Source organism: Streptomyces sp. Rer75, from assembly GCF_013414305.1.
Classification (GTDB): domain Bacteria; phylum Actinomycetota; class Actinomycetes; order Streptomycetales; family Streptomycetaceae; genus Streptomyces; species Streptomyces himastatinicus.
This window is the reverse complement of sequence record NZ_CP058693.1, coordinates 8,912,899-8,927,354: the sequence shown is the minus strand read 5'-3', so window position 1 is coordinate 8,927,354 and position 14,456 is coordinate 8,912,899. Positions and strand designations below refer to the sequence as shown.

4 protein-coding genes are annotated in these 14,456 nt (G+C 74.7%); all 4 read right to left on the bottom strand.

Going from position 1 to position 14,456, the window contains the following annotated elements:
* Nucleotides 1-43: 43 nt before the first annotated feature.
* Genes thiO through HYQ63_RS45280 form a run of 4 tightly spaced genes read right to left on the bottom strand, consistent with a single transcriptional unit; the run spans nucleotide 44 to nucleotide 14,433 of the window.
* Complete coding sequence (thiO, locus tag HYQ63_RS38115) at nucleotides 44-1,141, bottom strand: glycine oxidase ThiO (RefSeq protein WP_179938229.1); 1,098 nt, start codon at nucleotides 1,139-1,141, stop codon at nucleotides 44-46.
* A complete protein-coding gene (locus HYQ63_RS38110) occupies nucleotides 1,138-3,231 on the bottom strand; it encodes a type I polyketide synthase (RefSeq protein WP_179938228.1) in 2,094 nt (697 codons plus the stop codon). Before HYQ63_RS38110 ends, thiO begins: the two co-directional genes overlap by 4 nt.
* A gap of 28 nt (nucleotides 3,232-3,259) precedes the next feature.
* Entirely contained in the window at nucleotides 3,260-3,823 is a 564-nt protein-coding gene (locus tag HYQ63_RS38105; protein ID WP_179938227.1) for an FcoT family thioesterase, read from the bottom strand.
* Entirely contained in the window at nucleotides 3,820-14,433 is a 10,614-nt protein-coding gene (locus HYQ63_RS45280) for a type I polyketide synthase (protein WP_257232409.1), read from the bottom strand. Before HYQ63_RS45280 ends, HYQ63_RS38105 begins: the two co-directional genes overlap by 4 nt.
* Nucleotides 14,434-14,456 lie beyond the last annotated feature (23 nt).

Below are 14,456 nucleotides of genomic sequence, written 5' to 3'. Positions count from 1 at the left end.
GGACACCATGGATGGTGTCCGGCCCTGTTGTGGTGTGGCCAGGTCAGGCGGCGCCTCCCATACGGAGCGGGGTGAACGGCACGGCCGAGGCGTGCGGGGTGGTGTCGGTGAGGTAGGCGGCCATGGCGTCGGCGGTGATGGGGGCGAGCTGGACGCCCATGCGGAAGTGGCCGGCGGCCAAGTAGACGTCGGGGACGGCGGTCGGGCCGATGAGCGGGAGTTCGTCGGGCGACGCGGGGCGCAGGCCCGCGCTGATCTCGGCGAAGCGCAGGGCGCCGACGCCGGGGATGACCTCGGCGGCGCGGGCCAGCAGGTCCCGGGTGCCGTCGGCGGTGACCGTCTCGTCGTAGCCGCGCTCCTCGTAGGTGGCGCCGATGACGAGTTCGCCGTCCAGCCGCGGCACCAGGTAGAGGGACGAGCCCTTGGAGAGGGCGCGGGACGTCACGCCCAGCAGCGGCGGATCGGAGTGCAGCCGGAGGATCTGGCCCTTGACGGGACGGATCTCCGGGATGGCGTCCTCGGGAAGGCCCCCGATGTGGTGCGTCCAGCAGCCGGCGGCCAGGACGACGCGGTCGAAGGGCACCGCGTCGCCGTTGTCGAGGGTGACGGTGTGGTGCGCGACCCGGATGGCCTGCCTGCGGATGACGGTGCCGCCGAGGGCTTCGATGGCCGTGAGCAGCGCCGCGTTGAGGGTGCGCGGGTCGACCGCGCCGTCGTCGGGTCCCAGCAGGCCGCCGAGGGCGGGGGCGAAGGCGGGCTGGAGCTTGGCGCACTCTTCGGGTGTGAGACGTTCGCTGCGGATGCCGAGCGATTCCCGGAAGGACTGCTCTTGGTCGAGGTTGCGCAGGGCGTCCTCGTCGAAGGCCGCGTCCAGGACGCCGTCGCGCCGGTAGCCCGCGGGGGCGAACTCCTCCAGCTCGGCGACGAAGGACGGGTAGAGGTCGCGGGAGGCCAGGCACAGGCGCAGCAGGTCGTTCACGCCGTCGATCTGCTCACTGCTCGGCGGAAGCATGCCCGCCGACGCGTGGGATGCCTTGGTGGCCGGGGCCGGGTCGATCACGGTGACGGTGACGCCGTGGCGCAGGGCCCGCCAGGCGGTGGCGAGGCCGATGACGCCTCCGCCGACGACAACGGTGTTCATGATTCGCTCTCCTGGAGAAGTCGCCGCAGGTGGGAGGCGAGGTCTGCGGGCGTCGGATGGTCGAAGGTGAGGGTCGCGGGCAGCCGCAGTCCGGTGGCGGCGGACAGGTGGCGGCTGAGTTCGAGGTTGCCGATGGAGTCCAGGCCGACGGTGTGGAACTCCCGGTCGGGGTCGATGTCGTCGGGGCTGTCGTAGCCGAGGACGGTGGCGGCCGCGTTACGGACGCACTCCAGCACGGCGCCGTCGTGTTCGGCCTCGGGCAGGTTCGCCAGGCGGGCCCGCAGGGTGTCGGTTGCGGTGTGCCGGGGTGTCGCGGCGGGCGCCAGGTCGGCCAGGACGGGCGGGACGTCCCCGGTGAGGGCCGACTCGTTCAGCATTACGGGCGCGAGAACGGCCTCGTCCCCGGCGAGGGCGGCGTCGAAGAGGGTCAGGCCCTGGTCGTGGCCGAGCGGGGCGAAGCCGGAGCGCTTGATGCGGGTGAGGTCGGCGGTGGACAGCTCGGAACCCATGCCGTCCTCGCTCTCCCACAGGCCCCAGGCGAGGGAGACACCGCGCAGCCCGAGGGTGCGGCGGTGGTGGGCGAGCGCGTCGAGGACGGCGTTGGCGGCGGCGTAGTTGCCCTGTCCCGCGTTGCCGGTGAGCCCGGCGACGGACGAGAACACCACGAACGCGCAGTCCGGGTCGCGGATCAGGTCGTGCAGATGGAGCGCGGCGTCGGCCTTGGGGCGCAGGACCGCGTCCAGCCTGCGCGGCGTCAGGGTGTCGACCGTGGCGTCCGACAGCACGCCCGCGGTGTGGATGACGGCGGAGGGTGCGGGGATGTCCGCGAGGGCGCTCTCGAGTGACGGGCGGTCGGCGGTGTCGCAGGCGACGATGTCGACGCGGGCGCCGAGCGCGGTGAGGTCGGCGGCCAGGGCGTCGGCGCCGGGTGCGTCCGGGCCGCGGCGGCTGAGCAGCACGAGGTGGCGGACGGTGTGGCGGGTGACCAGGTGCCGGGCGATCAGACGGCCCAGCGCACCGGTGCCGCCGGTGATGACGACGGTGCCCGTGAGGCTCGTACGGCCCGGGGGTGGCGGGCAGCGGACGAGGCGCGGCCGGAACAGGGCGCCGTGGCGCACGGCGAGTTGCGGTTCGCCGGAGGCGACAGCGGCGAGGAGGGCGCGACCCGAGTCCTCGGGGTCGTCCACGTCGACCAGGACGAAGCGGCCGGGATGCTCCGACTGGGCGCTGCGCAGCAGCCCCCACACGGCCGCTCCCGGCAGGTCGGACGGGTCCTCCTGGGGGCGGGTCGCGAGGGCGCCGCTGCTGACCAGGACGAGACGGGCGTCGGCCAGGCGTTCGTCGGCCGACCACTCCTGGACGAGCATCAGGGCGCGCTGGGCGGCCGAGCGCACCGGGGAGTCCTGGTCCGTGCAGGAGACCACGACCACGTCGGGTGCGGACGCGCCGTCGCGGAGCGCGGAGTCGAGGGCGGCCAGCGAGGGATAGGAGTCGAACGAGCGGCGGATGGACTTCAGGGCGCCGGTGACGCCGATGTGGTCGGTGCCGAGGAACGCCCAGCGCCGCTGGTCGGCGGCGGCCGGTGGCTGTTCGACGGCCTTCCACGCGACGCGCAGGAGTTGGGTGCGCTGCGCCGCGGCGTCGAGCTGGTCGACGGTGACGGGGCGTCGGACGAGGCTCTTGACCGTGACGACCGGTTCGCCGTCGCCGCAGGTGAGGTCCAGGGAGACACCGCCCTCACCGGGCCGGGTGTGTACGCCAAGGCGCCGCGCGCCCGCCTTGTGGAGGCGCACTCCGCGCAGGGCGAAGGGCAGGAAGGTGCTGTCGTCGCGGTCGAGGTCCGGTACGAGTGCGGCCTGCAAGGCGGCGTCGAACAGCGCCGGGTGCAGGTGGTAGTCGCCCTCGCCGCCGGACGCGGCGCCGTCGAGCCGGGCCTCCGCGTAGACCTCCTCGCCGTCCGACCACACGGCGCGCAGGCCCCGGAAGGCGGGCCCGTACGGGAGGCCGCGGTCGGCGAGACGGCGGTAGATGTGTGCGATGTCGACCTGCCGGGCTTCCTCGGGAAGCTCTGGCCGTTCCGGGTTGCTCATGGTCGCTTCCTCCGCGGGGCCGGGCGGGTCAGTTTTCGGGCGGGTTGGTGATGGCGGCGGCGATCTCGCCGTGGCTTTCGCCGCCCTGCTCGTCCCAGTAGCGGCAGCGGCTGCGCAGGATCACCAGGGCGTCGCGCAGATCGGTGGCGTCCCATTCGGCGATGTCGGCGATCTCGATCTCACCGCGGAAGTGGCGGCCGCGCATGGCGGTGCGGAAGGTGCTCTTGAAGTCGGTGATGAACACGTCCGCGAGCTGCCGGGTCCAGAACTGCTCCAGCGTCCACCGGGAGAAGGGTTCGACCAGCGATTCCTTCACCGACTTGGCCATCAGGTAGTAGGCCATCTGGTTGAAGCAGATGTTGAACTCGACCGAGTTGAAGTGTCCGGTGTCGTCGATGTAGCAGGACTCGGGGATCAGGAAGGTGCAGGTGGCGCCGAGCCGTCCGCCGTCGAGGGGGTCGCCCGCCACCGTGACCGCGGCCGAGGTGAGGTATTCGCACCGCTTGGCCCGGTAGGGGTTGAGCACGCGGTGCAGCAGTTCCTCGTCGGTGGGGTAGACGCGCTGGTCGATGTCGTCGAGCAACCGGGTCATGTCGGATCTCCTGATCGTTGCGCGGTGCGGAGGAGTTCGGCCAGGCTCATGTTCTGGATGGCCGCGGTGCGGTCCTCCAGATCCTGCGCGCCCTGGCCCGGCTCCGCCTCCGGGGTGGATTCCGGTGTGGATTCCGGCTCGCTCAGGCCCAGTTCGTCCAGCAGGTGGCGGGTGAGGACGAGCGCGGTCGGGTGGTCGAAGACGAGCGTCGCGGACAGGCGTTCCCCGACGGCCTCGCCGAGGGCGTTGCGGAACCGCACGGCGGCGAGGGAGTCGAAGCCCATGTCGCGGAACGACCGTTCGGCGTCGACCTCGTCGGCGTCGGCGAAGCCGAGGGTGGCGGCGGCCTGGGTGCGGACGACGTCGAGCAGCGCCTGTTCCCGGCGGGCGGCCGTCAGCCGGGCCAGCCGGTCGCGCAGGTTCTCGGCGGGTTCGGTGGGGGACGCGGCGGGGTCGACGGCGCGGCGGGCCGGGCCGCGTACCAGGTCACGCATCAGATACGGCACATCGGAGCGGCGCTGCCCGGTCAGGTCGAGCCGTACGGGCGCCAGGAACGCCCGGTCGAGCGCCCCGGCGGCGTCCAGCAGCGCCATGCCCTCGTCGGAGGCGATGGGCAGGACGCCGTCGCGGCGCATGCCCGCCAGGTCGGCGGTGTCCAGCGCGCCGGTCATGCCGCTGGCCTCCTCCCACAGCCCCCAGGCCAGCGACTGTGCGGGAAGCCCGCGGGCACGGCGGTGTGCGGCGAGGCCGTCGAGGAAGGTGTTGGCGGCGGCGTAGTTGCCCTGCCCGGCGCCTCCGGTGACGCCCGCGGCGGACGAGAACAGTACGAACGCCGAGAGGTCCTGGCCGGCGGTGAGTTCGTGGAGGTTGAGCGCCGCGTCGACCTTGGGGCGCAGGACCGTGGCCATCTTCTCCGGTGTCAGCGAGGAGATGATCCCGTCGTCGAGGACGCCCGCGGTGTGCACGACTCCGGCGAGGGTACGGCCCGCCAGCACGGCCGCCAGGGCGTCGCGGTCGGCGGCGTCGCAGGCGGCCACCTCGACGCGGGCACCGAGCGCGGTGAGGTCGGCGGCCAGAGCGTCGGCGCCGGGTGCGGCGGGGCCGCGGCGGCTGGTGAGCAGCAGGTCGGTGACGCCGTGGGCGGTGACCAGGTGGCGGGCGACCAGACCGCCCAGGGTGCCGGTGCCGCCGGTGATCAGCACGGTGCCGGGCCGGTCGCCGAAGACGGTGGCGGGGGCGCCGCGTTGGTCGGCGGCCACGCGGGCCAGGCGCGGCCGGTGGAGGGTGCCGGAGCGCAGGGCGAGCTGCGCTTCGCCGGTGGCCACCGCCGCACCGAGATCGGGCTCGGTGTCCAAGGAGTCGGAGGGGTCGGTGGGGTCCAGGTCGAGGAGGACGATGCGGCCCGGGTTCTCCGTCTGGGCGCTGCGGACCAGCCCCCAGACCGCGGCCCCGGCGAGATCGGTGACGTCCTCGCCGTCCATCGACACGGCGCCCCGGGTGACGACCACCAGCGTGGCGTCGTCGTCCCGTTCCGCCTCCAGCCAGGACCGGAGGACGCCCAGCGTCGCCGCGGTCTCGGTGTGCACGGCCTCGGCGGTCGTGCCGCCCGCGCAGCGGTGCACGACCGTCCGCGAAGGGGCGGACTCGCCCAACGCGGCGGGCGCCCAGGCGAGTTCGTACAGCGCGTCATGGGACGCGCCCAGCTGGTGGCCGGTGGCCATCGGCCGCAGGACGAGCGAGTCGACGGACGCGATGGCGCGGCCCGCGGTGTCGGTGAGGCGCAGCGCCACCTCGTCCTCGCCCAGCCGGGTCATCCGCAGCCTGAGCGCTGCGGCTCCCGAGGCGTGCAGGTCGACCCGCGTCCAGGCGAACGGGAGGGTGACCCGCCCGTCGTCGGTGGCGAGCAGGGCGGTGGCGTGCAACGCGGCGTCGAGCGCGGCCGGGTGCAGCCCGAACCGCGCGGCCTCGGCGGCAGCCTGCTCGGGCAGCGCGATGTCCGCGTACACCTCGTCGCCGGACCGCCAGGCGGCGCGCATGCCCTGGAACGTAGGCCCGTAGACCGGGCCGTCGGCGGAGGGCGGCTCGTAGAAGCCGGTGAGGTCGACGGGTTCGGCGCCCGGTGGCGGCCACGGCGCGGGGTCGGGCGCCGGTTCCGGTGCGGCGTCGGCGAGCGTGCCCTGCGCGTGGCGGGTCCAGGCGGTGTCGGCGGGGGCGTCATCGGGCCGGGAGTGGATCGACACGCTACGAAGGTCGGCGCCGACGACGACCTGGATCGCCACGCCACCGCGCGCCGGGAGGGCGAGGGGCGTCTCGATCGTCAGCTCCTCCACGCGTCCCCGGCCCACCTCGTCACCGGCGCGGACGGCCAGTTCGACGAAGCCGGAGCCGGGGAACAGGACGGTGTCGCCGACGGCGTGGTCGGCGAGCCACGGCTGGGCGGAGCGCGACAGCCGCCCGGTGAGCAGCACTCCCCCAGCCCCGGCTACCGGCACCGCCGCGCCCAGCAGCGGGTGGTCGGCGGGCAGCTGGCCGACGCCCCGCGCGTCGCCGGTGTGATCGGCTTGCGGGGGCAGCCAGTACCGCTTGCGCTGGAAGGGGTAGGTGGGCAGGTCGACGCGGCGGGCTCCGGTTCCGGCGAACTGGGTCTCCCAGTCGACGGTGGCGCCCCGTACGTACGCCTCGGCCAGCGAGGTGAGGAACTCGCGCGGGCCGCCCGCGTCGCGGCGCAGGGTGCCGACGAGGGTGGCGGCCACCCCGGCCGAATCGGCGGTCTCACCGAGCCCGGCCAGCAGGCCCGGGTGCGGGCTGGCCTCCACGAAGATCTCGAAGCCGTCGGCGAGCAGCGCCCGCGTCGTCTCCTCGAAGCGGACGGTCTGCCGCAGATTGGTGTACCAGTACGCGGCGTCCAGGCCCGCGGTGTCCAACTGCCCCGCGGTGACGGTGGAGTAGAACGGGACGTCCGAGGTGCGCGGGGTCAGGCCGGTCAGCTCGGTGAGCAGCCGGTCGCGGATCTCCTCCACGAACACCGAGTGGGACGCGTAGTCCACGCGGATACGGCGGGTCTGGACGCCCTCGGCGTCCATCCGGTCCCGCAGCTCGTCCAGGGCCTGCGGATCGCCGCACACGACGACGGAGCCGGGCCCGTTGATGACCGCGAGCTGGAGGCGGCCGTCCCAGTCGGCCAGGTGCCCGGACGTACGGTCGGCGGACAGGGCCACCGACATCATGCCGCCCCGGCCCGCCAGGTCCTGGCGGATGATGCGGCTGCGCAGGGCGACCACGCGCGCGCCGTCCTCCAGCGACAGCGCACCGGCGACGCAGGCGGCGGCGATCTCGCCCTGGGAGTGGCCGACGACGGCGGCCGGTTCGACCCCCGCGGCGCGCCACGCCTCGGCCAGCGACACCATCACCGCCCACAGCGCGGGCTGGACGACGTCGACGGCCTCCAGGGGCGGTGCGCCGGGCGCGCCGCGCAGCACGTCGAGCAGATCCCACTCGACGTACGGTTCGAGGGCCTTGGCGCATTCGCCGAGGCGGGTCGCGAAGGCCGGTGAGTGCTCCAGCAGTTCCACGCCCATGCCGGGCCACTGCGAGCCCTGCCCGGGGAAGACGAACACGGCGCGCGGGTCGCCGCGCTGCACGCCCTGGACGACGGAGGCGGGGGTCTTCCCCGCCGCCAGCGCGTCGAGCCCGGCGAGCAGTCCGTCGCGGTCGCCGTCCACGATCACGGCCCGGTGTTCCAGGGCGGCGCGGCCACGGGCGAGCGAGGCGGCGACGTCGAGTACATCACCGGTGGCGTCGTGGTCGATGTCGCCGTGGTCGCGCAGGTGGGCGGCGATCCGCGCGGCCTGGGCGCGCAGGGCCTCCGCGGACGCCCCCGACACGGTCAGCGGCACGGCCGCGGGCCGCTCGCCGCGCGGTTCGCGGGGGCCGGGCGGCGGCGCCTCCTCCAGCACCACATGGGCGTTGGTGCCGCTGACGCCGAACGAGGACACCGCGGCGCGCCGCGGGCGGCCGGCCACCTGCCACTCCCTCGCCTCGGTGAGCAGTTCGACGGCACCCTCGGTCCAGTCGATGTGCGGGGAGGGGGTGTCGGCGTGCAGGGTGCGGGGCAGCACCCCGTGCCGCATCGCCATCACCATCTTGATCACACCGGCGACCCCGGCGGCGGCCTGGGTGTGTCCCAGGTTGGACTTGACCGACCCCAGCCACAGCGGTTCGCCGTCCGCGCCCCGCTCCTGCCCGTACGTGGCCATCAGCGCCTGGGCCTCGATCGGGTCGCCGAGGGTGGTGCCGGTGCCGTGGCCCTCGACGGCGTCGATGTCGGCGGGGGTCAGGCCCGCGGAGGCCACGGCCTGCCGGATCACCCGCGCTTGCGCGGGGCCGTTGGGCGCGGACAGGCCGTTGGACGCGCCGTCCTGGTTGACGGCGGAACCGCGGACCACCGCGAGCACCGGGTGTCCGGCGCGGCGCGCGTCCGACAGGCGTTCCAGCAGCAGCAGTCCGGCGCCCTCGCCCCAGCCGGTGCCGTCGGCGGACGCGCCGTACGCCTTGCAGCGGCCGTCGGCGGCGAGTCCCCGCTGAAGGCTCATCCCGATGAACGTCTCGGGCGTGGCCATCACGGTGACGCCACCGGCCAGCGCGAGCGTGCACTCGCCCTGCCGCAGCGCCTGCATCGCCCAGTGCATCGCCACCAGGGAGGAGGAGCAGGCGGTGTCGATGGTGACCGCCGGGCCCTGGAGTCCGAGGGTGTACGCGATGCGGCCGGACGCGACGCTGCCGAGGCCGCCGCCCGCGGTGAAGCCCGCGAGGTCTTCGGGAACGGAGCCGGAAGGGGGCGCCCAGTCGTGGTACATGACCCCGGCGAACACACCGGTGGCGCTGCCCTTCAGGGACAGCGGGTCGATGCCGCCGCGCTCCAGCGTCTCCCACGCGGTTTCCAGCAGCAGGCGGTGCTGCGGGTCCATCGCCTGGGCCTCCTTCGGACTGATGCCGAAGAACGCGGGGTCGAACTCGGCGGCGTCGTAGAGGAAGCCGCCCTCGCGGGTGGAGGTGGTGCCGTGTCTGCCGGGCTCGGGGTGGTAGATCTCCTCGATGTTCCAGCCCCGGTCCTCGGGGAATTCGGCGATCGCGTCGGTGCCGTCGGCGACGAGCCGCCACAGCTCCTCGGGGGAGGTGACGCCGCCGGGATAGCGGCAGGCCATCGCCACGATCGCGATGGGCTCGTCCGCCGCGGCCCGTACGGTGGTCCGCGCCGGCGCGGTGGCGGGTGCGGCGCCGCGCACCTTGTCGAGCACGTGGTCGGCCAGGGCGCTCGGGGTCGGGTGGTCGAAGATCAGGGTGGAGGTGAGCCGGAGTCCGGTGGCCTCGCCGAGCGCGTTGCGCAGCTCGACGGCGGCCAGGGAGTCGAAGCCCAGCTCGGTGAAGGCGCGGCGGGGGTCGATGGCGGTGCCGCTGTCGTGGCCGAGGACGGCGGCGATCTGCGCGCGGACCAGGTCGAGGACGATGCGGGCCCGTTCGGCGTCGGGTTTCCCGGCCAGCCGGTCGGCCAGCGCCCCGCCGGGAGCGCCGCCGACCGTGGTGGCGGCGGCACGCCGGGCGGGGGTGCGGACCAGGCCGCGCAGCATGGGCGGGATGCCGTCGGGGCGGGCCCGGAGCGCGGGGACGTCGAGGCGCAGCGGCACCAGGGCCGGTACGCCGGAGGTGAGGGCCTGGTCGAAGAGGGCGAGGTTCTCCTCGGAGCCGAGGGCGGGAAGGCCGGACCGTGCGGCGCGGCGGAGGGTCACCTCGTCCAGCCGGGCGCCCATGCCCGCGTCGCCCGCCCAGAGGTTCCACGCCAGGGACGTGGCCGGGAGGCCATGGGCGGCCCGGTGTTCGGCGAGCGCGTCGAGGAAGGCGTTGGCGGCGGCGTAGTTGCCCTGCCCGGCGGACTCCAGGGTCCCGGCCGCGGACGAGAACAGCACGAACGCGGCCAGCGGACGGTCCCGGGTCAGCTCGTGCAGATGCCAGGCGCCGTCCGCCTTGCCGTGGAAGACGGTGCGGACCTGCTCGGGGGTGAGCGATCCGGCCAGCCCGTCGTCGATGACCCCGGCGGTGTGGACGACGGCCGTCAGCGGATGCTCGTCGGGGATCGCCTCCAGCAGTGCCGCCAGGGCGGCGCGGTCGGCCACATCGCACGCGGCCACGGTCACCTCTGCGCCCAACGCGACCAGTTCGGCGGCGAGTTCGGCCGCGCCGGGGCCGTCCGGGCCGCGCCGCCCGGTGAGCAGCAGGTGCTTCACCCCGTACCGGCGGACGAGGTGGCGGGCGACCAGGCCGCCCAGCCCTCCGGTGCCGCCGGTGATCAGCACCGTGCCGCCCAGGTCCCAGGCGACGGGGCACGGGGCGTCCGGCAGCGGCGTACGCGCCAGGCGCGGTACGAGCAACGTGCCATCGCGCAGGGCGAGTTGGGGTTCCCCGGCGGCCAGGGCGGCGCGTATCTCGCGTTCGGGTACGTCGCGGTCGGTGCCAACGAGGACGAACCGTCCGGGGTTCTCGGCCTGGGCGGAGCGCACCAGTGCCCACAGGGGCGCGAGCGTCAGATCGCCCGGCGCCTCACGGGTGACGATCGCCAGCCGGGTGTCGTCGCGCAGCGCGTCCTCGATGAGCTTCAGGGCGTACAGCGTGGCTTCCCGCGCGGCCTCGGCGGGGGCGCCGGGGAAGGTGGCGGGCACATGCGCCAAGTGGAATTCCCCGGCCGCGGCGTCCGGCTCCGGCGGGGCCTGGATCTCGGTCCATTCGACGCGCAGCAGCGCGCCGTCCCGCGTCGCGGACAGCACCCCGTTCAGCGGCACGGGCCGCTGGACGAGCGACCGGACGGTGGCCACCGGGGCGCCGGTGGTGTCGGCCAGCTCGACCGCGACCTCGTCCGCCGCCGTGCGGACAAGGTGGACACGTACGGCGGTGGCGCCGGCGGCATGCAGTTCGAGGCCGAGCCAGGCGAACGGGAGCCGCACCTGGCCGTCGTCCTCCGGCCCTTCTGCGGCGTGCAGGCTGGCGTCCAGCAGCGCCGGATGCAGCCCGAACCGGTCGGCGCCCGCTTCGTCGATGGCGACTTCGGCGAACACCTCGTCCCCGCGCCGCCACGCGGCGCGCACGCCCTGGAACGCGGGCCCGTAGCCGTACCCCTGCGCGGCCTGCCGCTCGTAGAGACCGTCGACGTCGATGGGCTCGGCGTCGGCCGGTGGCCACTGGGCGAACACGGCGCCGTCGGCGGCCGGGCCCCCGCCGTGTTCGGCCAGCACGCCGCTGGCGTGCCGGGTCCAGCTCTCCTCGCTGCGCGCGGGGCGCGAGTAGATCTCGACGGTACGGCGGCCCGCCGCGTCGGGGGCGCCGACGACGACCTGGACCTCCGCCGCCGCATCCCCGGTCAGCGACAGCGGCGTCTCCAGGGTGAGTTCCTCCACCACGCCGCAGCCCGCCTCGTCCCCGGCGCGCACGGCCAGCTCGACCAGGGCGGTGCCGGGGACGAGGACGACACCGGCGATGACGTGGTCGGCCAGCCAGGGCTGCGACCGGGTGGACAGCAGGCCCGTCAGGACCAGCCCGTCGACGCCCGCGAGGCTGACGGCGGTGTCCAGCAGCGGATGCCCGATGGTGCCCGGGCCGCTCCCGGCGTCGAGCCAGTACCGCTTGCGCTGGAACGCGTAGGTGGGCAGCGCGGTCCGGCGGGCGCCGCGGCCCGCGAAGAAGCGGTCCCAGTCGACGGCGACGCCGTGCGCATGCGCCGTACCGAGCGCGGTGACGGCCTGGCGCTCCTCGTCGTGCCCGTCGCGCAGCAGCGCGACGAACGCGGTGTCGGGGCCGCCGTCGGCGAGGCAGTCGCGCCCCATCGCCGACAGCACGGCATCGGGGCCCAGCTCCAGGTAGGTGGTGACACCGTTCGCCTCCAGCCGGTGCATGCCGTTGGCGAACCGCACGGGCTCGCGCACGTGGCGCACCCAGTAGTCGGCGTCGAACGCGGTGACGGCCTCCCCGGTCAGGGTGGACACCAGGGGGATGCTCGGCGGCGCGTACGTCAGGGTCTCGGCGACCCGGCGGAAGTCCTCCAGCATCGGGTCCATCAGCGGCGAGTGGAACGCGTGCGAGACGCGCAGCCGTCGCGTCTTGCGGCCCTGCTCGGCGAAGCGGGCGGCCACCGCCAGGACGGCGTCGGCCTCACCGGACAGCACCACCGCGGCCGGGCCGTTGACGGCGGCGAGGCCCACCCGCTCGGTCAGATACGGGACCACCTCCGCCTCTTCCGCCTGGACGGCCACCATCGCGCCGCCGCGGGGAAGTTCGTCCATCAGCGTGCCGCGCGCCCCGACCAGCAGGGCCGCGTCCGCCAGCGTCATGGCCCCGGCGGCGTGCGCGGCGGCGATCTCGCCGATGGAGTGTCCGGCGACGAGACCGGGGGTGACGCCCCACGACTCCAGCAGCCGGAACAGGGCGGTCTCGACGGCGAAGAGCGCGGCCTGCGCGTACCGGGTGTGGTGGAGGAGTTCGGCCAGCGGCGAGCCGGACTCGGCGAACAGCACCTCGCCCAGGGGTTCGTCGAGGTGGAGGTCGAGGTGGTCGGCGGCCTCCTGAAGCGCCTGCGCGAACACCGGGAAGGCCCGCACCAGTTCGCGTCCCATGCCGACGCGCTGGCTGCCCTGCCCGGTGAACAGGAACGCGGTCCGGCCCGTCGCCCGTGTCGTTCCGGTGAGCAGTCCGGGCGCGGTCGTGCCCTCGGCGAGGGCGGTCAGGGCGCGGCGCAGATGGTCGCGGTCGGTGGCGACGACGGTGGCGCGGTGGCGCAGCGCGGCACGTGTGGTGGCGGTCGAGTACGCGATGTCCAGCGGCGATGTCCCGTCCACGACCGTCAGGAGGCGGGTGGCCTGGGCGCGCAGGGCGTCCTCTCCCTGAGCGGAGAGGACGACGGGGACGGGGCGGTCGGCCGCGGGGGGCTCGGGGGTGTCCCGGGCGGGTGCCGGCGGCTCTTCGATGATGACGTGGGCGTTGGTGCCGCTCGCGCCGAACGAGGAGATCCCGGCCCGGCGCGGGGTGTCCGCGGTCTCCCACGGGACGGGCTCGGTGAGGAGCCGGACGGTGCCGTCCGACCAGTCGACGTGCGGGGTCGGCTCGTCCACGTGCAGGGTGCGGGGCAGCGTACGGTTCCGCATCGCCTGGACCATCTTGATGACCCCGGCGGCCCCCGCCGCCGCGCCGGTGTGCCCGATGTTGGACTTCACCGACCCCAGCCACAGGGGGTGGTCGGCCGAGCGTCCGCTTCCGTAGGCGGCGACCAGGGCCCGGCCCTCGATGGGGTCGCCGAGGGTGGTGCCGGTGCCGTGCGCCTCGACCGCGTCGACCTCGCCGGGTGCGAGGCCCGCGTCGGCGAGCGCCTGGCGGATGACGCGCTGCTGGGCGAGGCCGTTGGGTGCGGCGAGGCCGTTGCTCGCGCCGTCCTGGTTGATGGCGGTGCCGCGGATCACGGCCAGCACCGGGTGTCCGTCGCGCAGCGCGTCCGTGAGGCGGGCCAGGACGAACACGCCCGCGCCCTCGGCGAAGGAGGTGCCGTCCGCGGCCGCGCCGAACGCCTTGATGCGTCCGTCCGGGGCCAGCCCGCGCTGACGGCTGAACGTGGTGAACGTTCCGGGGCTGGAGATGACGGTGACGCCACCCGCCAGCGCCAGCCCGCACTCCGCGCGCTGGAGGGAGCGTACGGCCAGGTGGAGGGCGGTGAGCGAGCCCGAGCACGCGGTGTCGACGGTGAGCGTGGGCCCTTCGAGGCCGAGCGTGTAGGCCACGCGGCCGGACACGACGCTGGGCAGGCTGCCGCCCAGCACATAGCCGTCGAGTCCGTCCGGGGCCTCGTGGGTCCGGGGCCCGTACTCGTGCGGCTCCACGCCGATGAACACGCCCGACGAGGTGCCGCGCAGCCGCCCCGGGTCGATGCCCGCGCGCTCCAGCGCCTCCCAGGAGGTCTCCAGCAGCAGCCGCTGCTGGGGGTCCATGGCGAGCGCCTCTTTGGGGTTGATCTGGAAGAAGTCCGCGTCGAAGTCGGCGGCGTCCGGCAGGAATCCGCCGCGCCGCACATAGCTGGTGCCGGTGGCGGACGGGTCCGGGTCGTAGAGGCGGTCGAGGTCCCAGCCGCGGTCGGCGGGGAAGTCGGTGAGCACGTGGGTGCCGTCGGCCAGGATCCGCCACAGATCCTCGGGCGAGGTCACCCCGCCGGGGTAGCGGCAGCCGATCCCGACGATGGCGATCGGCTCGTCGGACACCCCGGGTGGGGTGGGTGCCGCGGGCTCGTGGTGGTGTTCCGGCTCGGTGGTGCCGTGCACCACGGCCACCAGGTGGCGGGCGAGGGCGGCGGGCGTCGGGTGGTCGAAGCCGATGGTGACCGGCAGTTCCACCCCCAGTTCGGCAGTGAGCCGCCGGTGCAGCTGGACCAGGCCGAGCGAGTCCAGGCCCTCCGCCAGGAACGGGCGGTCGGCCGCCACGTCGGTGGGCCCGTCCCCGTAGGCGTCGGGGTCGGCGGCCCGCAGCACGGCAGCGGCCTGCGCCAGCACCAGTTCCAGCATCGCGGCCTGTGACTGCTCGGTCATGTGCATACTCCGCAACGAAGAAG